The organism is Pseudoalteromonas sp. SCQQ13, assembly GCF_015864415.1.
GTDB classification, from domain to species: domain Bacteria; phylum Pseudomonadota; class Gammaproteobacteria; order Enterobacterales; family Alteromonadaceae; genus Pseudoalteromonas; species Pseudoalteromonas nigrifaciens.
Genome location: NZ_JADYXG010000003.1, coordinates 102,815 through 121,150 on the forward strand (window position 1 = coordinate 102,815; position 18,336 = coordinate 121,150).

Annotated in this window: 18 protein-coding genes; 9 read left to right on the forward strand and 9 right to left on the reverse strand. The window is 39.2% G+C overall.

Features of this window, described 5'->3' with window-relative positions:
* Positions 1-41: 41 nt before the first annotated feature.
* Both I6F41_RS03790 and I6F41_RS03795 read left to right on the forward strand, forming a co-directional pair.
* Entirely contained in the window at positions 42-1,613 is a 1,572-nt protein-coding gene (locus tag I6F41_RS03790) for a cation:proton antiporter family protein (RefSeq protein ID WP_041454668.1), read from the forward strand.
* Positions 1,614-1,877: 264 nt separating this feature from the next.
* A complete protein-coding gene (locus tag I6F41_RS03795) occupies positions 1,878-2,099 on the forward strand; it encodes a DUF3820 family protein (RefSeq protein WP_041454363.1) in 222 nt (73 codons plus the stop codon).
* 147 nt (positions 2,100-2,246) lie between these two features.
* Here the strand turns inward: I6F41_RS03795 and I6F41_RS03800 are convergent, their stop codons facing one another.
* The 5 genes from I6F41_RS03800 to ilvY all read right to left on the reverse strand — a co-directional run bounded on the left by I6F41_RS03800 (position 2,247) and on the right by ilvY (position 6,583).
* Positions 2,247-3,488 carry an ATP-binding protein gene (locus tag I6F41_RS03800; RefSeq protein WP_182683984.1) on the reverse strand — a complete coding sequence of 414 codons (1,242 nt, stop codon included), beginning with the start codon at positions 3,486-3,488 and terminating at the stop codon, positions 2,247-2,249.
* 26 nt (positions 3,489-3,514) lie between these two features.
* Positions 3,515-4,207: a response regulator gene (locus I6F41_RS03805; protein ID WP_011327546.1), complete on the reverse strand. Its 693-nt coding sequence runs from the start codon at positions 4,205-4,207 to the stop codon at positions 3,515-3,517.
* A gap of 14 nt (positions 4,208-4,221) precedes the next feature.
* Positions 4,222-4,596 (reverse strand): DUF3019 domain-containing protein, encoded by a 375-nt coding sequence (locus I6F41_RS03810; RefSeq protein ID WP_011327545.1) that lies wholly within the window; start codon positions 4,594-4,596, stop codon positions 4,222-4,224.
* Position 4,597: 1 nt separating this feature from the next.
* The gene (locus tag I6F41_RS03815) at positions 4,598-5,449 is read right to left on the reverse strand and encodes a MipA/OmpV family protein (RefSeq protein WP_011327544.1); all 852 of its coding nucleotides are present in this window, start codon (positions 5,447-5,449) and stop codon (positions 4,598-4,600) included.
* Positions 5,450-5,677: 228 nt separating this feature from the next.
* Positions 5,678-6,583, reverse strand: a complete 906-nt coding sequence (gene ilvY, locus I6F41_RS03820) for an HTH-type transcriptional activator IlvY (RefSeq protein WP_182683985.1) — start codon at positions 6,581-6,583, stop codon at positions 5,678-5,680.
* A 136-nt stretch (positions 6,584-6,719) separates the two neighbouring features.
* Between ilvY and ilvC the strand changes: the two genes are divergently transcribed.
* The 4 genes from ilvC to I6F41_RS03840 all read left to right on the forward strand — a co-directional run bounded on the left by ilvC (position 6,720) and on the right by I6F41_RS03840 (position 12,477).
* Positions 6,720-8,192, forward strand: a complete 1,473-nt coding sequence (gene ilvC, locus I6F41_RS03825; RefSeq protein WP_011327542.1) for a ketol-acid reductoisomerase — start codon at positions 6,720-6,722, stop codon at positions 8,190-8,192.
* 160 nt (positions 8,193-8,352) lie between these two features.
* Positions 8,353-10,272, forward strand: coding sequence for a methyl-accepting chemotaxis protein (locus tag I6F41_RS03830; RefSeq protein WP_182683986.1), 1,920 nt, complete (start codon positions 8,353-8,355; stop codon positions 10,270-10,272).
* An 86-nt stretch (positions 10,273-10,358) separates the two neighbouring features.
* Positions 10,359-11,540, forward strand: coding sequence for a tetratricopeptide repeat protein (locus I6F41_RS03835; RefSeq protein WP_179808128.1), 1,182 nt, complete (start codon positions 10,359-10,361; stop codon positions 11,538-11,540).
* Positions 11,530-12,477: a M20/M25/M40 family metallo-hydrolase gene (locus tag I6F41_RS03840; protein ID WP_197107692.1), complete on the forward strand. Its 948-nt coding sequence runs from the start codon at positions 11,530-11,532 to the stop codon at positions 12,475-12,477. Before I6F41_RS03835 ends, I6F41_RS03840 begins: the two co-directional genes overlap by 11 nt.
* Here the strand turns inward: I6F41_RS03840 and I6F41_RS03845 are convergent.
* Complete coding sequence (locus I6F41_RS03845; RefSeq protein ID WP_089367892.1) at positions 12,464-12,778, reverse strand: GIY-YIG nuclease family protein; 315 nt, start codon at positions 12,776-12,778, stop codon at positions 12,464-12,466. The two genes, I6F41_RS03840 and I6F41_RS03845, sit on opposite strands and share 14 nt — an antisense overlap.
* Before the next feature lie 112 nt (positions 12,779-12,890).
* Between I6F41_RS03845 and I6F41_RS03850 the strand changes: the two genes are divergently transcribed.
* Positions 12,891-13,250 (forward strand): outer membrane protein assembly factor BamE, encoded by a 360-nt coding sequence (locus tag I6F41_RS03850; protein ID WP_086993523.1) that lies wholly within the window; start codon positions 12,891-12,893, stop codon positions 13,248-13,250.
* Positions 13,251-13,315: 65 nt separating this feature from the next.
* On the opposite strand, the gene I6F41_RS03855 is transcribed toward I6F41_RS03850, so the two are convergent.
* Positions 13,316-13,639 (reverse strand): RnfH family protein, encoded by a 324-nt coding sequence (locus I6F41_RS03855; RefSeq protein ID WP_011327536.1) that lies wholly within the window; start codon positions 13,637-13,639, stop codon positions 13,316-13,318.
* Positions 13,636-14,076 (reverse strand): type II toxin-antitoxin system RatA family toxin, encoded by a 441-nt coding sequence (locus I6F41_RS03860; RefSeq protein ID WP_011327535.1) that lies wholly within the window; start codon positions 14,074-14,076, stop codon positions 13,636-13,638. Before I6F41_RS03860 ends, I6F41_RS03855 begins: the two co-directional genes overlap by 4 nt.
* Positions 14,077-14,223: 147 nt before the next feature.
* On the opposite strand from I6F41_RS03860, the gene smpB reads away from it, so the two are divergent.
* Both smpB and I6F41_RS03870 read left to right on the forward strand, forming a co-directional pair.
* Positions 14,224-14,703 (forward strand): SsrA-binding protein SmpB, encoded by a 480-nt coding sequence (gene smpB / locus I6F41_RS03865; RefSeq protein ID WP_011327534.1) that lies wholly within the window; start codon positions 14,224-14,226, stop codon positions 14,701-14,703.
* 364 nt (positions 14,704-15,067) lie between these two features.
* Positions 15,068-17,656 (forward strand): TonB-dependent receptor, encoded by a 2,589-nt coding sequence (locus I6F41_RS03870; protein ID WP_182683987.1) that lies wholly within the window; start codon positions 15,068-15,070, stop codon positions 17,654-17,656.
* A 59-nt stretch (positions 17,657-17,715) separates the two neighbouring features.
* Here the strand turns inward: I6F41_RS03870 and I6F41_RS03875 are convergent, their stop codons facing one another.
* Complete coding sequence (locus I6F41_RS03875; protein WP_011327532.1) at positions 17,716-18,321, reverse strand: peroxiredoxin; 606 nt, start codon at positions 18,319-18,321, stop codon at positions 17,716-17,718.
* Positions 18,322-18,336: the final 15 nt, after the last annotated feature.

The window sequence follows — 18,336 nt, forward strand, 5'->3', positions numbered from 1 at the left end:
TTCGTTACACTAAACCTCCCAATGAAGTGATATTTATAATTATGGAACTAATTTACTTTGCCGCCGCGTTTGTGTTTGGCTTTGCTGTTTATCAGCTAAAGCTCCCTCCTCTTATCGGTTTTTTACTTGCGGGATTCGCGCTTAATTTAGCGGGCTATAAAAGCACCGAATTACTCAACACCATTGCTACCTTAGGCGTTACGCTTTTATTATTTAGTATTGGTTTAAAGCTAAAAGTAAATAGTTTAATGAAACCACAAGTGTGGGCTTCTGCTACTTTACATATTATTTTGAGTAGTGCGTTATTTAGTGGCTTTATGCTATTACTTAGCCTATTTGCACTGCCATTATTTGTTGATTTGAGCTGGCAAAGCGCTTTATTAGTTGGCTTTGCATTGAGTTTTTCTAGTACCGTTTTTGCTGTTAAAGTGTTAGAAGAACGCGGTGAAATGGGCAGCTTACACGGAAAAGTAGCCATTGGTATTTTAGTTATGCAAGATATTTTTGCCGTGGTATTTTTAGCTATTAGCACAGGTAAAATCCCTAATATTTGGGCTTTGGTACTTATTATTTCACTGCCGCTAGTACGCCCAGTTATGGGGTGGATACTAAACCGCTCTAAACACGGCGAACTCCTGCCATTATTTGGGTTTTTCTTTGCACTTGTGGCTGGTTATCATGCATTTGAGCTAGTTGGTTTAAAAGGTGATTTAGGGGCACTAATAATAGGTATGATGATTGCGCCTCATAAAAAGGCCAGTGAACTTTCTAAGTCATTACTTAATTTAAAAGATATTTTATTGGTTGGCTTTTTCTTAACAATAGGTTTAAACGCAGAGCTTACCACCAGCTCATTACTGGCCGCATTATTATTGGTGTTAGTATTACCAATCAAAACGTTTTTATATTATGTGCTAACAAACATGTTTAACTTACGTGCTCGCACCTCATTGCTAACCACTTTTAGTTTAGCTAATTATAGCGAGTTTGGTTTAATTGTTTGCGCTGTAGCCGCCTCTACAGGCATGATCACCTCTGAGTGGTTAGCCGTTATTGCAATTGCCGTATCAATTACTTTTATTATTGCATCCCCTTTAAATAAGCGCTCTAACGAAATTTACGCAAAAATAGAGCCTTGGCTACTAAAGTTTGAAAGTAAAACTCGTTTATCCGAAGAACTGCCTGTTAACCTTAACGACACTAAAATTGTTATATTTGGCATGGGCAGAATTGGCACAGGTGCTTATGAAACAATAAATGCTACGCACCCACAGCTAGTTGCAGGTATAGACATAAAGCCTGAAGTAGTTGATAAGCACATAAAACGCGGAAGAAATGTATTAATAGCAGATGCAACCGACCCTGACTTTTGGCAGCGCGTAAATCACTCTCGTGTTGAAATGGTCATGCTAACAATGCCACAGCATATGCAAAATATTTTTGCGTTAGAGCAATTAAAAGCATCGGGTTATAAAGGGCAAGTTACCGCTATTGCTAACTACCCTGATCAGCAAAAAGAGTTAGAAGAAATGGGTGTAAATTCTACCTATAACTTTTACTTAGAAGCTGGTAGTGGTTTTGCTGAGCACGTTAAACAAAAATTATTTTCGTAAAGCAGCACTAGTTTGAATTTACATTCTTTTACAAGCTAATTCTCTAACATAGAAAAAAGCAGGTAAACTAAAGACTATTGGTAAATATTAGCGCAAGCACCTGCCCCTAATTAGACTCCAGCTAACGAAGGGCTTACTAATAAAATATATTAATCCAGAGGGCCTGCTCCCTCGTTAAATAGGCTGTTACTTGCCCGTCACAGCCTATTTTATCTCTTTAATATACCTTACACTTAGCTATGTTTTATAAAACCTTTAAAGCCAATGGATCCTACACAGCTAAAAATTGCCGTTAATACTATTATGCCCTTTGGAAAGTACGCAGGCCGCCCTTTACTGCTTTTACCCGAGCCCTATTTAGTATGGTTTAAACAACAAGGGTTTCCCGACTCAAAGCTAGGCAGCCAACTAGCCATGATGTATGAGGTAAAGCTCAATGGGCTAGAGCAAATGTTAATGCCATTACTAGAAAAGAAAAATAATTAAATTAAGAACTTTTTTATAAAGGTACTGTCTATTACTTTGCTACTTGTTGATTTTGATTAAAACCCAAAAAAGCGCCCTTGTTAACAAGGGCGCTTTTTTATTGAGTGTTTTTTATCTGCGTACTTTTTATTTATGTATTAAAAGCTGCTATTTATTAATCGGTAAGCTGACAATAAATTTAGCTCCGCCTAAGCTTGAATCTTCAATTGTACACTGACCTTGATGCCAAGAAATAATTTTACTGACAATAGCCAATCCTAAGCCAAACCCACCGGTTTTTTTATCTCTACTTTTATCCAATCGAGTAAATGGCTTAAATACGTTTTCACGCTCAACTTCAGCAATACCACTGCCATCATCTTCAACAATAAAAACTATATTATTAGCTTGCGCTAATAAGGTTATTTGCACACTATTATTGGCATGCTTTAAAGCATTACCTACCAAGTTTTGCATTATTCTCGCCATAAAGTGACTGTCGCAGCGGTAAATCAGTTCATTGGGTAATGTCGTGCTTAACTTTATTCGCGTATCAAAACTGAGTTTTTCAACCACCGTTTTAACCACTGCCACTAAATTACAATTGATCAGCTGTAAACTCGGTTGCTGTGAATCTAAACGTGCATACTCAAGCATTTCAGAAACCAGTGCCTCAAGTTCATTTATATCGACTTGCATATTAGCTAAGTATTTTTCGGCTTTATCATCGAGCATTCGGTCTTGAAGCATTGCAATGGCAAATTTTAACCGCGCCAGTGGCGTTCTAAATTCATGCGATACCGATGAGGTAAGCTCTTGCTGCGCGGTTAATAAAAACTCAATTCGCTGCTGCATCACTTGCAAGGTGCCCGTTATAGGTAAAAAAAATGATTTAGAGCTATCTGTTAATTGAAAGTCCTGTGAGCCACCTACGGCCTCGCATGCATTACGCAGCTTAGCAAAGTCTCGCCACAGTAAAAAACTCCACAAACCAACAGGAATGCCTACAATTAATAACAGCAATATGTAGGGTAAAACAGAGGCAACGGGCTTGGCTGCCCCCCCTATAGGGCCAACCTGTAATAGTTGTGTGGCGTTAAGTTGAACATACCAAACTATGCGCTGTTGTTTATCATATAAATAAAGGTAGTGATTTTTTAATAGCTGAGCTTGTTGCTCGGCGGGTAATATTAAATCGCGCTGAGCAATCACTTGACTAGAAAAATGGTTTTTTAGCTTTGTAAGCCCATTAGGGGTTTGTGATAATAGCCACAAAGACTGGCCAAACTCATCGTCGAGTAGCACCTGCTGCTGCGATTCTTCATATGGCCAAAGCTGTTCAATTACCCCGCTGACAATAAATAACGAGACAATAATATACACATACAGGCTTATAAACAGCTTGCCCATTAACGCAGCTTAACACTAAGCATTAATTACATATCCCACGCGTCAGAAACAAATAAATAGCCTTGTCCCCAAACAGTTTTAATCCGATAAGGTTTGTCGCTGTTATCGCCCAGTTTTTTGCGAATTCTTGAAACGCGTACATCTACGGTGCGATCTAGGCCATCGTATTGTCGCCCTATCATATGTTGGTGCACATGTTCGCGGCTCAATACTTCTCCGGCATTTGATGCTAGTAGCCAAAGTAATTCAAATTCATGTGAGGTTAGGACTATTTCTGCGCCCGATAACTTAACAATACGGCTGGTTTTATCAATAAATAAGTCGCCAAACTGCAGCTCTTCGGTGGCTTTTAAGTTAGGTTGCCCACGGCGTAATAATGCGCTAATTCTTGCTAATAATACACGTGGCTCAGCCGGTTTAATAACATAGTCATCAGCGCCAAGCTCTAGCCCTATTACCTGATCAAAGTCTTCACCTTTGGCCGTTAACATTAAAATAGGAGTGGTGTATTTATCACGTACTTGTCTGCAAACACTAAAGCCATCTTTACCTGGCAGCATTACATCTAAAATAATCAGGTCGACGGGATTACTTTCAAGGTAAGTAAACACTTCATCACCACGATCTAGTACGTCGACTTCTAAGCCATTATGTTCGAGGTAATCTTTGGTTAATTGCTGTAAACCAAGATCATCTTCAACAAGTAATATTTTTGGCATTTACTACTCCTAAATTAAAAAAAGCTCCACGGTGAACGCAGCCGATACTGTTTTTTAGTATGGGCACTTTGTACTTCAACGAGTACGCTCGCAAGTGAGTCACCGGTGTGAGGATTGATCAGGGAGTATATGGTCTCCACCTGAACACGCGCTTTATAGCTAAACTGACCAGAACCTTGCTGTTGCCAGCATCGTATTTGCGTATTTTGTTGATACAAACACACATCTTTAACCGCTAACTGCTGCCATTTAAACTGCAAATTGAGATCGCAAAAATCATGCTGTTCAGAGACAACACAAACTTTGGGAGATACATCAAGAATTGTTTGCGCCACGCTAACGCCACTAAGTAGTGAAGAAATAAACACAAAAAAGATTAAATACTTCATATTAAAAAGTATGTTCAAATCCTATAAAGGCAGTCGTTGAATAATGACGTTCAAACAGCGGGCTACTATCCATAGCCGAATAGTCATAATATGCTAAATGAAAACGAAGAGCGTTGGCCTTGCTAAGGGGCCAGCGGGCATCGATTTTAGCATAAGGTTGCCAACTACTACCAACTACTATTTTACCTAACAGTGTTTCATCACTGTTTAAACCGTAATAATAGTCGTTTAATTGCGCAGACTTATAATTAACTCCCACAGTGGGCTTTAATTGCAAATTACCTACTTGCCCATGATACTGCCATTGTATTGCAGCTCGCCAACCATTATAAGCTGAGTTTACATCGTGCAATGCTTGCACGGATAACATCTGCTGCTCAGCTACAAAGGAGTAACTAATACCTGCATCTAAAACGAGCTTGCGCTTACTAATATTATTAATATTTATTTGTTGAGGCGAGGTATCTGTTTCTAACTGGGTAAATTGATTATTTGAACTAGCACTTTTTAGCGCAAATATATTTTGCGGGTGCCAATCAATAAAAAAACGCGACTCAGGGTTTAATTCTGTTACTAGGCTTAAGTTATGCTGTTGCGTTTGTTTAAACGAGTAGCCAACTCGGCCATTATCAAAAAACCACTGTTGGCCATAAAAGGCTATTTGAGGAATGATCACCAACGGAATATTATCTGCACCATATAATGGATTAGTTATTACTCCCGCCCCTATACTCATACTTAAATGCAGTTGCTCTGTAGATATATGTGCATCTACAGGCTCGTCACTTTGCGCTAATACCTGAGCATTAAACGAAAGAGAGATTAATAATATTATTATAAAATAAAACCGCATTGTGTTCATCGTACATATATAAAAAGGCCATTTATCCATAGTAGCAAGGTCATTGAGAACAAGCTCTAGGCAGTTACAATCATTAACAACTTTTATACAATTATGATTACTTTGCGGCTTATATACTTAGCCTAACAGCTCTATTGATAGGCAATAGAGGAGCGGTAGATTAAAGGCTTACGCTATCTGGGCTTTTATACTAAGAGCAACCTTAGTAAGTGTATTGCATTAAATTATTTTTTCACCCATATTTTGCGCTATATTCCACAAGGCACTTATAGCCGGGTCGTTTAATTCCTTATGTAATACTGCCAAGCCAATATCAATACCTTTAGGTGCATGTGTATTTGTTTGTAAAACGTGTACTTTGTCTTGTAGTGGACTGTTATCTAAAACTATTTTAGGGATCATTGCTATACCAAAGCCAAGGCTCACCATAGATACCATCGCTTCGTGCCCCGCTACTTGTGCATAAATTTTTCCCTGAATATTATTTTTTCGCCACCATTGCTCCAAGCGCTGCCTAGCAAACCCTTGCTCTGGCACAATAAATTCAAGTTCTGACCAATCAATACTACTTGTATTACTAGCAAGCTTTAGCGTAATTGAGCACGCAATTTTAGGCGCAATAAATACCAGCGGCGAATAGCCAATATCAACAAAGGCAATTTGTGCAGGTAACTTATTTGGCTTAGCAGCAATAGCCATAGATTCGTGGCCATCTAAAACACGGTTTATTGCCAGCGCAGGATCGCCGGTATTTAGGGTGATTTCTATATGCTGATGTTGAGCGCGTAACTGCTCTAAAATATGATGTAAAAAACTGTACGACGCGGTTACTGAACAATAAATACTCACGTTGCCATAAATATACTGTTGTGGCTCTTTTAGGTTCGCTTTAAAGCGCTGCCAATTAGCCAATGTGGATGTGGCGTAGTCAATAAATGCCAGCCCTTCGCGGGTTAATTTTACACTGCGGTTATCACGTAAAAATAGCATTACCCCCACTTCGCTTTCAAGCTGCTTAATATTACGGCTCAATGTCGGCGCACTTATATGACAAAGTTCACTGGCACGCGAAAAGTGCAATGTTTTTGCCAACGCTAAAAAGTAATTTAAATGCTTGTGATCCATAATCAACCCAGTGTTTCATATTATGAAACACTCTAATGCAAATATATCAGTTTACGCAAGAAAAGATTTTTCATATGGTTGAGTTAAGCAAAGCAACAGCAATGCATCTAACAAACTGAATCAATAGGACACTAACATGGCGAATTATTTTAATACCTTACCTTTACGCGAACAATTGGCGCAATTAGCCCAATGTGAATTTATGAACGCAGACGAGTTTACTGACGGCGTTGATGCTCTTAAAGGTAAAAAACTGGTTATTGTAGGCTGTGGCGCACAAGGCTTAAACCAAGGCTTAAACTTACGTGATTCTGGTTTAGATGTGTCGTATACGCTGCGTGACTCGGCCATTAGTGAACGTCGTCAATCATTTTTAAACGCGTCTGAAAATGGCTTTACTGTAGGCACTTACCAAGAACTAATTCCAACTGCCGACGTAGTATTAAATTTAACGCCTGATAAACAACATACTTCAGTGGTAAACGCAATTATGCCACTAATGAAACAAGGCTCAACCCTTGCCTACTCTCATGGCTTTAATATTGTTGAAGAAGGTATGCAAGTACGCGACGACATTACCGTTATTATGGTAGCACCTAAATGCCCAGGCTCTGAAGTGCGTGAAGAATACAAGCGTGGTTTTGGCGTACCAACTCTAATTGCTGTACACCCTGAAAACGACCCACAAGGCCATGGTTTAGCTCAAGCTAAAGCCTATGCCGCAGGTACTGGCGGCCACAGAGCCGGCGTACTTAAGTCGTCATTTATTGCTGAAGTAAAATCAGATTTAATGGGCGAGCAAACCATTTTATGTGGCATGTTACAAACCGGTTCTATTTTATGTTTTGATAAAATGATTGAAAAAGGCATTGATGCAGGTTACGCCTCAAAACTAATTCAATACGGCTGGGAAGTAATTACCGAAGCGCTTAAATACGGTGGCGTAACCAATATGCTTGACCGTCTTTCAAACCCAGCCAAAGTCAAAGCGTTTGAATTAAGCGAAGAACTAAAACAAATTATGCGCCCACTATATAACAAACATCAAGATGACATCATCGATGGTACTTTTTCACGTACCATGATGGAAGACTGGAATAATGATGATGCAAACTTACTTAAATGGCGCGCAGAAACAGCCGAAACTCACTTTGAAAAAACCCCAGCGGGCAATGTTGAAATTGCTGAGCAAGAATTTTTTGATAACGGTATTTTAATGGTCGCTATGGTTAAAGCAGGCGTAGAGCTTGCATTTGAAACCATGACTGCCGCAGGCATTATTGCAGAGTCGGCTTATTATGAGTCATTACATGAAACGCCACTGATTGCTAATACCATTGCGCGTAAAAAGTTATTTGAAATGAACCGTACAATTTCGGACACGGCTGAATATGGTTGTTATTTATATAACCACGCATGTTTACCTTTACTACAAGACTTTATGCAAAAAATTGACACCGACGTAATTGGTAAAGGCTTAGGTGAGCATAGTAATCAAGTAGACAACCAAACGCTAATTCAAATTAATACAGCATTACGTGAACACCCTGTTGAAAAAGTAGGCGCTACATTACGCGGTTACATGTCAGCAATGAAAAAAATAGTTTAATCCCAAGTTAATCTAAGTTTCACTTGTTAGAAACCAAGCCCACCTGCTTTTGCGGTGGGCTTTTTCGTACCTGTATGGCGCGCTATTCATCACTCGCTCAAAATATATAATGTGTTAAAATAATCACCTACTTGGTTCAGTTGTAAACAAAATTACCCTTATGATGATACAAAACCTTTCTATTACTCAAAAAATCACCGCTTTAGGCAGTGTTATAGCAATCTGTGTTGCCGCGCTCATAGGCTTAACATCGTTACATAACGCAGAGGATATCATCGAAAAGCGCATGATAGAGTCTGAACTTCCAAGCAAGTTACAAACTATTAGTAACCATATTGGTGGCGAAATAAACGAGCTTTTAGGCGCCGCAGAACAACTTTCTTCAAATGTATTTCTGATTGATTGGGCAAATTCAGCCACCGAGGACGACTCTCAACTTCTTAATGAGTTAAATAGATTAGTACAGCAGTACGATCTTGCTACTGCATCATGGGCAAATAGAGACACCGCACAATACTGGAACCAAAATGGCTTTTTACGCGTATTAAAAAACGATGCCGCAGATGGCTGGTTTTTCGCATTTAAACAGTCAAAGCGCCCTTATGACATTAGTATTTATCAAGAATCTGCTAACGATGTAAAAATGTTTATTAACCATCAGCAACCCAATGGTTTAGGTTTGGCAGGGCTTGCTAAAAGCATTACCGATATGCAAAAGCTACTGCAGCAATTTAAGATTGAGCAATCTGGATTTGTTTTTCTTGCCAATAAAAATGGCTTGATCCAGTTACACAAAGACGCCAATAAAGTGGCTAAAGTAAATATAGATGCCCTGTACGGCGAAAATATACATAATAAATTATTAAATAGTAATGGCTTTTCATTGGCAGAAATTAACTTAGCAGGTGAAGACACCCTGGTTGCTGCAACACCAATAAAAAATACTGACCTTTTTGTTGTAGCCCAAGTACCTAAAAGCGAAGTGTTTTCGAGTGTGAGTAAATTAGAATGGCAAATTTTAACCTTCACTATAATTATCGCCCTTATAGCGAGCTGTATTAGTTATTTGCTTGCTCGCTCATTGTCGTCGCCACTGTCGAAAATAGCCGAGCTATTCTCTCGTTTAGGCACAGGCGATGCTAATTTAGCATATAGACTTCCTTACTCTGCGCAACCTGAGCTAAATTATTTAACCGATGGTTTTAATCAATTCATCGAAAAAATAGACACAGCAATTAAACAAGTTGCCCATGAAAGCCATGGGATCCGCCAAAGCTCTGACCACGTGTTTGCGCAAGCAAAACATAACTCACAAGCAATTGATCAGCAAAAAGAGCAAACAATATCAGTTGCTGCCGCCATTAACGAAATGGGCGCAACAGTACAAGAAATAGCACAAAGTGCCGCCAACACGGCGAAGTTAACCAATAGTAGCCGTGAAAATACCAGTAAAAGCCATCAACAGGTACTGCAAAGCCAAACGACTATTGCAGCTCTTGCTAGCGACATAGATGGCATTACAGAGCAAGTAACCTTACTTTCTAAAAAAACGCTTGATATTGCTAGTATTGTTGACTCAATTAGAGGTATTTCTGAGCAAACAAACTTACTTGCGCTTAATGCTGCTATTGAATCTGCGCGTGCGGGCGAGCACGGTCGTGGTTTTGCTGTTGTTGCCGATGAAGTGCGAGCGCTGGCTAATCGTACCTCACAATCAACCACTGAAATTCAGTCGATGATTGAAGAATTAACCCAAATATCGAATGATGTTGTTACCGATATTAGTCAGTCCAAAAGTAAAGCTCAGCAAAGTGTAGGGGCAATGCAAAACTCAGTTGAGCTGCTTGATACAATTACTGAAACAGCAAATCAAATTAATGATATGGCAACCTTAATCGCAACAGCAACAGAGCAGCAAAGTAATGTAGTAGCCGATGTAGGACGTAATATTGAGCAAATTAGTGAAATTAGCGACAAGTCGATGAATGAGCAATTAAATACTGAGCAGGCTATTCGCGATTTAGCAAATAGCGCACAAACGCTTGCGTCACTTGTTGCCACTTTTGAGGCAAATCGCTAACTCATTTTTTGTAACATTTAAATTATACCTCTGAGTAAAATTACAACTACACTTAACTGGTAAGTAGTTTTGCTTAGAGGTGTTATATGAAAGCCACTCAACTTAAATATTATTTATCATTTAGCTTTATACTTTTTTTGTGTGCGTGTAGCTCACCGCCAAAGTTAGCGCTGCCGCAACTCATTGAGCCAGCAAACTTTAAGCTACAACAGATCGAAACTCCAGCAGAAATATTTAAATTAGATACCAGCTTAACGCGGCAATTAGATTCTCATTTAAACAGTCAAAATTCAGCCCAACATATTGCACAAGGCATATTTAGCTTTTTATTAAAAAATGGTGATGACTCACTTGCCTATCGCTCATCTGCCACTTTAACCGCTGCACAAAGCTATCAAAATCTAAACGCTAACTGTTTGTCATTATCTATATTAGCGTATAGCTTAGCGGAGCACTTAGGCTTAAAAGCGCAATTTCAAAAAGTACATATCCCTGAATATTGGGCACTTGATCAAGGCGTTAATTTATTAACCGGACACATAAATTTAAGCCTTAATAGCCAACCTCTAATAAAAGATGCTGGCACTTTATTTTACCAACGAGATCAGCGCTTAATTATCGACTTTGACTCTAACAGCCGACAAGCACGCTTTAAAACAACACGATTATCAAAAAATACTGTTACCGCTATGTTTTATAATAATAAAGGTGCTACTGCGCTAATAAATAAACAATATGAATTAGCCTATAGCTACTTTAATGCAGCAACCAAGGTAGCACCTAATTTTAGCGTTGCATGGGGGAACTTAGGTGTTTTATTTAAGCAATTTAACTATTTAAATGAAGCCGAGCAAGCTTATAATTACGCCCTTCATCTTGATAAAAACAACAACACAGCACAAGGTAATCTTGCTATGTTGTACTTACTTACAGAGCGAGAGATGCAAGGAACTCAAATACTTAATCAGCTTGATAAACAGCGCCAAAGTAATCCTTATTACCATATATCACTTGGTAATACCGAGTACGTACATAAATATTACGCTAAAGCACTCAAACACTTTAAAAAGGCCTATACATTATCCCCCACACTTCACGAAAGTCATTTTGGCTTGGCGCGAGTTTACTTTCAGTGGGGCGATACAAAGCAAGCAAAGTACCATTTGCGTAAAGCCGGAAAAAATGCTGATTTTTTACATGACAAAAAACGTTATGACGCAAAGTTAAAAGCGCTGCAATCATTAACCGCAAAGGTAGGTGCCCATTAAACAATTAACTGTCGTTATTATTTTTCTGCTTTTAAGCCCTTTTGTTAATAGTAAAACGGCGCAGCAGCTACTTATTGATGATTTATATTACTTAGCAGACCAGCAACTTGCAGGTAGAAAAACAGGTTCTCAAAGCGCAGAGCTTACAAGAAGCTATATAAAACACAGATTAAGCCAAGTTAATAATAACGTGGTCGAGCAGCCATTTTGCTATAAATCGGGCCTATTTAGCCAAGCGTGTGGTATTAATATTATTAGTTCCAACATAGGTGCTCTAGAGGCAGTAACACAGGCAAGCGACCCCGTACAAAAAGCCACTCGTATTATTATTACCGCACACTATGACCATTTAGGTAAACGTGGCGGAAAACTGCATCCTGGAGCAAATGATAATGCCACCGGTGTTGCTGCTTTAATTTATTTAGCAAGCGTATTTAATGATAAGCCACTGCCTTTTTCTCTTACCTTTGTAGCCACAGATGCAGAGGAAAACGGCTTACATGGCAGTAAATATTTTGCCAAAACACTGCTACCAAATAGCGTTATTATGAACATAAATTTAGACATGCTAGGGGTTAAAAAACGTCGTAGCAACTTATATGTATTAACCTCTAGATCGTTAAAAAATACCTTAAATAGTGTGTTTTTAGCCGTTGAAAATAATAATGTAAATTTAAAACCGGTTTACTCCGCAGCGCAAATGAGCAGATATATAAAATCTAAAAATATAAACTGGCATAAAGCGAGCGATCACTATTCGTTTGCAAGACAAAAAATCCCTTATGTTTACTTTGGCATGGGCTACGACAGTGCCCATCATACAAGTAATGACACCGCTGAGAATATTAACAGCAAACTTTTTACTGATGCAGTGCTATTAATAGAAGCCTTTATTAACCAGCTTGCTAAAACACCACTCCCACTTAGCCCGTCTTAAATGATGCTACATAGGCTTCTTTTTTAGCCCTAGATAATTTTTTCACTTGGTATTCTAATTTACTTGCTGCACTTTTATTGCCAACACTGTGCTGATGAATAAGTAAAAGTGGGCCTTTACCTTTAAGGTTTTTTGCACCATTACCCGCTTGGTGCGTAGCAAGACGTTGCTCAACATTGGTCGTTATACCCGTATACCAATGGCCGTAGCGGGTTTGTACTATATACAAATACCAGATAGATGGCTTTTTTAAGCAGCTCTGATCACTGCATTTTAAACTTTTTTGATTATCAGTGGTCAAATCGCTACCTTAACTTAATGCCCTTAACAAAAAACAATTGCTTAAAAGGGTTTTACCTTCAGTGACTAATCGGTATCATGCAGATTATAAAAAATAAGGATCACAACTAACAATGCAGTCGTTAAAAACTTTTTCTCTTTGGCTTATCGTTGCTTTAACGCTTAGTTCAGCAGCTGGGTGTTCTAGCTGGGTATACAGAATCAACATCCCTCAAGGTAACTTTTTAGAACAATCTGATGTTGATAAACTGCGTGTAAACATGACTCGTGAGCAAGTTGTTTATGTATTAGGCAAGCCTATCGCCGAAAATGCATTTGATAATAACACTTGGCGTTATGTATATAGCTTTAATAAAGGCCGTAGTAACGAGCAGTACAAATCACTGGTTATTAACTTTGAAAATGAAAAGCTTGCTTCTATTTCAGGTGATTACGAACAGCCAGAAAACTTTACTACTCCACTCGAACAATAAGCACCCTCGCTTATAAAATTATAAAGGTGAGTTAAGCTCACCTTTATAATAGCTAAAACCTTATGCTATCGCTCTATAGGACGGCCACCGGTTACTTTATTTGCTCGCCCTTCTTCTTTCGCTTTTTCAGCTCGTTTTCTACGCGCATCTTTAGGATCGGCAATTAAAGGACGATAAATTTCAATTCTATCCCCCTCTTTTAGCTCTTGATTAGGCTTTACAGTTCTATTCCAAACACCGAGTGTTAGTGCTGTAGCATCTATTTCTGGGTGTTTTTCGATAATTCCTGATTGAATAACAGCTTGTTCTACCGTTGTTCCCTTAACAACTTCTATTGTTAAGCTTGTTGCTGTTTCGGGTAGTGCAAATACAACTTCAACATCAATCATACTCTCGCTCCATAAACCTGTTTCGCGCGCTGAGTAAACGCACTCACCATATTTTTTGCAACATCATTAAATATTTTACCAAACGCTAACTCAATCAACTTACTCGAAAACTCAAAGTCTAATTGTAACTCTACTTTGCAAGCATTTGCGTCAAGTTGTTGAAAGTGCCAACGCCCCTGCAACATTTTAAACGGACCATCTACAAGATTTAATACCACGGTTTGCTCATCAACAAAGGTATTTTCTGTGGTAAACCACTTTTTTATACCTGCTTTTGATATTTCTAAACTCGCGGTCATGCTATTATTGTGTTGCTTAATAATTTTTGAGTCTGAGCAATTAGGTAAAAACTGAGGATAGGCTTCTACATCATTAATAAGGTCAAACATCTCTTTAGTGCTGTACATAACCAGCGCACTTTTTTTTATTTGTGGCATACTCACTCCCAACTGTGTGGTGGAATTTTAGCAAGCTTTACGCGTTTCCCCAAACTTTCACGCTGCTTAAATTAATTACTAAGCTTTTAAATGCATTATTAAAAAATCGATGTAAAACATCTCGTATTACGTATAATATAGGGCACTATGGCTAAGAATAAATCATCAAAATCGACAAGCAATACCATCGCGCTTAACAAAAAAGCGCGACATGAGTATTTTTTACACGATAAGTTTGAAGCGGGTGTAGAGCTCCAAGGCTGGGAAGTAAAAAGCATCCGAGCTGGCAAAGTTAACATCACTGAAACTTATATCCATCTTAAAAACGGTGAAGCATTTTTATTAGGCGCCCAAATTCAGCCTCTTAACAGTGCATCTACCCATGTAATTTGTGATCCTTTACGTTATCGTAAGTTACTATTAAGCAGACGCGAGCTAGATCGCTTAGTAGGCGCGACTGAACGCGATGGCTATTCATTAATTGCTACTGCTATGTATTGGAAGAATTGCTGGGTGAAACTTGAGTTTCATTTAGCAAAAGGTAAAAAATTACACGACAAACGCGAAGACGGTAAAGATAAAGACTGGTCGCGTGAAAAAGAACGCTTAATGAAGCATAAAGCATAAATAAAAACGCCTAATTTATTAGGCGTTTTTTTATTTATTTTAAAATAATTTAACGCACAATTTTAAACCAAACTGCATAAATATACTGCAACTTAGTGGCTGTTAATAAAAGAATAAATTATTACAAAATAAGTGCTCACTAAACTATTTAATTCTTACCACTAATTGCAACGCAAGATTTATATTAAAACCCCGCTTTACGTCGAACTTCTATCTCCAAGTAAATAAAACACACTGACTATTTTACCAGCAACACCCAGACTAAAGTCACACCACACCGCAATTGCTAACACCTTTGTTACATGATATTAATATGGAGGCTTTTTTAGCTACCAAATTCAACAAAACTAACAAGGACTTAAGGATGAAGCAATTTGCATTTACCCCTAGCTTAATTGCAGGGGCTACTTTGGCATTAACAGCTGGCTTTACAACAACAACATACGCCGCTGATGAAGTGAAAAAAGTAGAACGCATTGAAGTAACGGGCTCTCGTATTAAACGTTCTGATATGGAAGGCCCTTCTCCGGTTCAATCTATCAGTAGAGCCGATATTGATAACATGGGTTATGACAACCTACAGCAGTTGCTTGAAAGAATGCCTGTTGCAGGTAGCGGTACTTTCTCTACCCGTGGTAATAACCAAGACTCTACTGCAAATGGTTCTGCAGCGGTAAGTTTACGTGGCCTAGGCGCTGACGCAACTTTAGTACTTATTAATGGCCGCCGTGTTGCTATTAGTGCATTCGCTGAAGGTATTACTAACTCATTTGTTGATATTAACAGTATTCCTGTTTCAGCGATTGAACGTATCGACATTTTAAAAGATGGTGCATCGGCTATTTATGGCTCTGATGCTGTTGCGGGTGTAGTTAACGTTATCTTGAAAAAAGATATTGATGGTATTGAAGTAAACTTAGGCTACGGTGGCACTGACGGTCCTAATTACGAAGAAACATCAGCCAGCATCGTTTGGGGTACAAGTAACGAAAAAAGCAGTGCTTCCGTTATTATTGACTACTTTAAAAACACCTCTTTATCGTCAAGTGAAATGGGCAGTTTAGGCACTGCAGATCAAAGAGCTTTAGGTGGTGAGGACTTTCGTTCATCACGTGGCTTCCCTGGTTACTTTTACGTTGATGGTGTAAAAACCATTGACCCTGCTTGTCCAGCCGATAGCGCAACTGCCAGTGGCAGCTGTTTGTTCGATTACGGCCCATACGGCTATATTGCACCAGCATCTGAACGTATTGGGGCTATTTCGCAGTTTGAGTATAATTTTGATAATGGTATTACCGCATTTTTAGAAATGGCAGTACAACACAATAGCTCTGTGGCTATGGGTGCGCCAACCCCGCTAGATGAAGATGCAGGGCTTACTGTGCCAGCAAATCATCCTAATAACCCATTTGGTAAAGATATAGATATTGGCCGTTACAGAACGGTTGATGCCGGTGCTCGCCAATGGGATATTGAATCAGATACGATGCGTTTTGTAGCGGGTTTACGAGGCGAATTTAACGACTGGAGCTGGGAGACAGCGGTACAAAAAGGTCGTAGTAAATCAATGCAAACTGGCGATCGCTCACAAGGCTGGGTGCGTACCGACTTTTTACAACAAGAAATAGATGCCGGTAATTACAACCCATTTGGCGGCACTTATAACGATCCTGCAGTAATCGACAGAATCACTACTAGCTTAGTACGTCAAGGTGAGTCACATATGACCTCATTTGACGCAAACATTAGCGGTGAAGCATTTAGCTTTGGCGACGATGTGGTGATGATGGCAGCCGGTATTGAGTACCGCGAAGAAGACGTTACAGATATCCCTGATGATCAGTTCCGTCGCGGTTTAATTTTTGGTACTGAAGCTGTATCAGCCGCAGCATCGCGCGATCAATATGCTGCTTATGTTGAATTTTCAATTCCACTAGCTGATACATTAGAATTGCAACTTGCTGGACGTCACGATGACTATAGCGATTTTGGCACAACTACCAATCCAAAAGTTGCACTTCGCTGGGCACCTAGTGATGAAATCACGGTTCGTGGCTCATGGGCACAAGGATTTAGAGCCCCCTCTTTAGCACAAGTTGGCCTAGGTCCATCAGAAAAAAGTCAGTTCTTTATTGATACTCAACGCTGTCAACAAACGGGCTTAGACTGTCAGGCACTTGATTACAACATTCAATTCTCTGGTAATGCAGACTTACAACCTGAAGAGTCTGAATCTTGGAACGTCGGCTTCATTTGGGCCCCTAGCGCAGAGTTTGGTTTAAGTGTTGATGTGTGGAGCATTACACAGGATAATAAAATTGACGAACAAGAGTTTGGTCCAATTTATGCTGCCGAGTGTGGTAACCAAAACAGTACTGTATGTGTTCGCTTACCGCCTACTAATGGTGAAAGCTTAGGTTCAATTCAAAAAATCTATAGCACATTTGAAAACGTCTCTTCACAAGAAGTATCTGGCATCGACTTTTCAGCAAATTACAATCATTCATTGGATGATTTAGGTTTATTGAAATTCAATTTAGAGTGGGCTTACCAAAACAAATTTGAAAAAGATGGCCGTGATTACTCTGGTGAATATGGTTACCCTGAGCATCGTTGGATTTTCTCAACTAACTGGGAAGTGGGCGACTTTAATACTAATGTTAACTTAAGTTATGTTGGTGAGTTTGAAGACACACCTGATATCGACTTTGACGGTAACTTAGATTTTGATAGCAATACATCACGTATGATTGATTCACAAGTGTTGGTTGACTTACAAACGTCGTACCGTATCACTGAGTCAGCTAAATTATCACTAGGTATTAATAACTTGTTTGACGAAGAGCCTCCTTTTGCAATTGGTGATGGCGATTCTGACCTTTACGGTTATGCGTCTGGGGTTCATAACCCACGCGGTCGTTATATTTATACTAAAGTAAGCTTCTCGTTCTAAATTAGAAGCAACAAAAAAACCGCCAATTGGCGGTTTTTTTATTTAAAACGAGAGCTAAATTATAGATCGCCTTCGTTTTCAGATAGGAACTTAGCAACGCCTTCAGGGCTTGCATCCATACCTTTTTTACCTTCAGTCCAACCAGCAGGACATACTTCACCGTGCTCAGTGTGGAACGCTAGCGCGTCAACCATACGTAGCATTTCATCAATGTTACGACCTAGTGGTAAGTCGTTCACTACTTGGTGGCGTACATTGCCTTCTTCATCAATTAGGAAAGAACCACGAAACGCAACACCCGCTTCAGGATGCTCAACGTCGTATGCTTTACAAATTTCATGTTTAATATCTGCAACTAGTGCATATTTAACTTTACCGATACCGCCATCTGCAACAGCAGTGTTACGCCATGCGTTGTGTGAGAATTGTGAATCGATAGAAACACCAATTACTTCAACGCCACGTTTTTGGAATTCTTCATAACGCTTATCAAATGCAATAAGTTCAGAAGGACATACAAACGTGAAATCTAGTGGGTAAAAGAAAATAACTGCTTTTTTACCTTTAATTTTTTCATGAAGGTTATAGCTATCTACAATTTCACCGTTACCAAGAACTGCTGCAGCGGTAAAGTCTGGTGCCTGGCGGCCTACTAATACACCCATTTTATTCTCCAAATA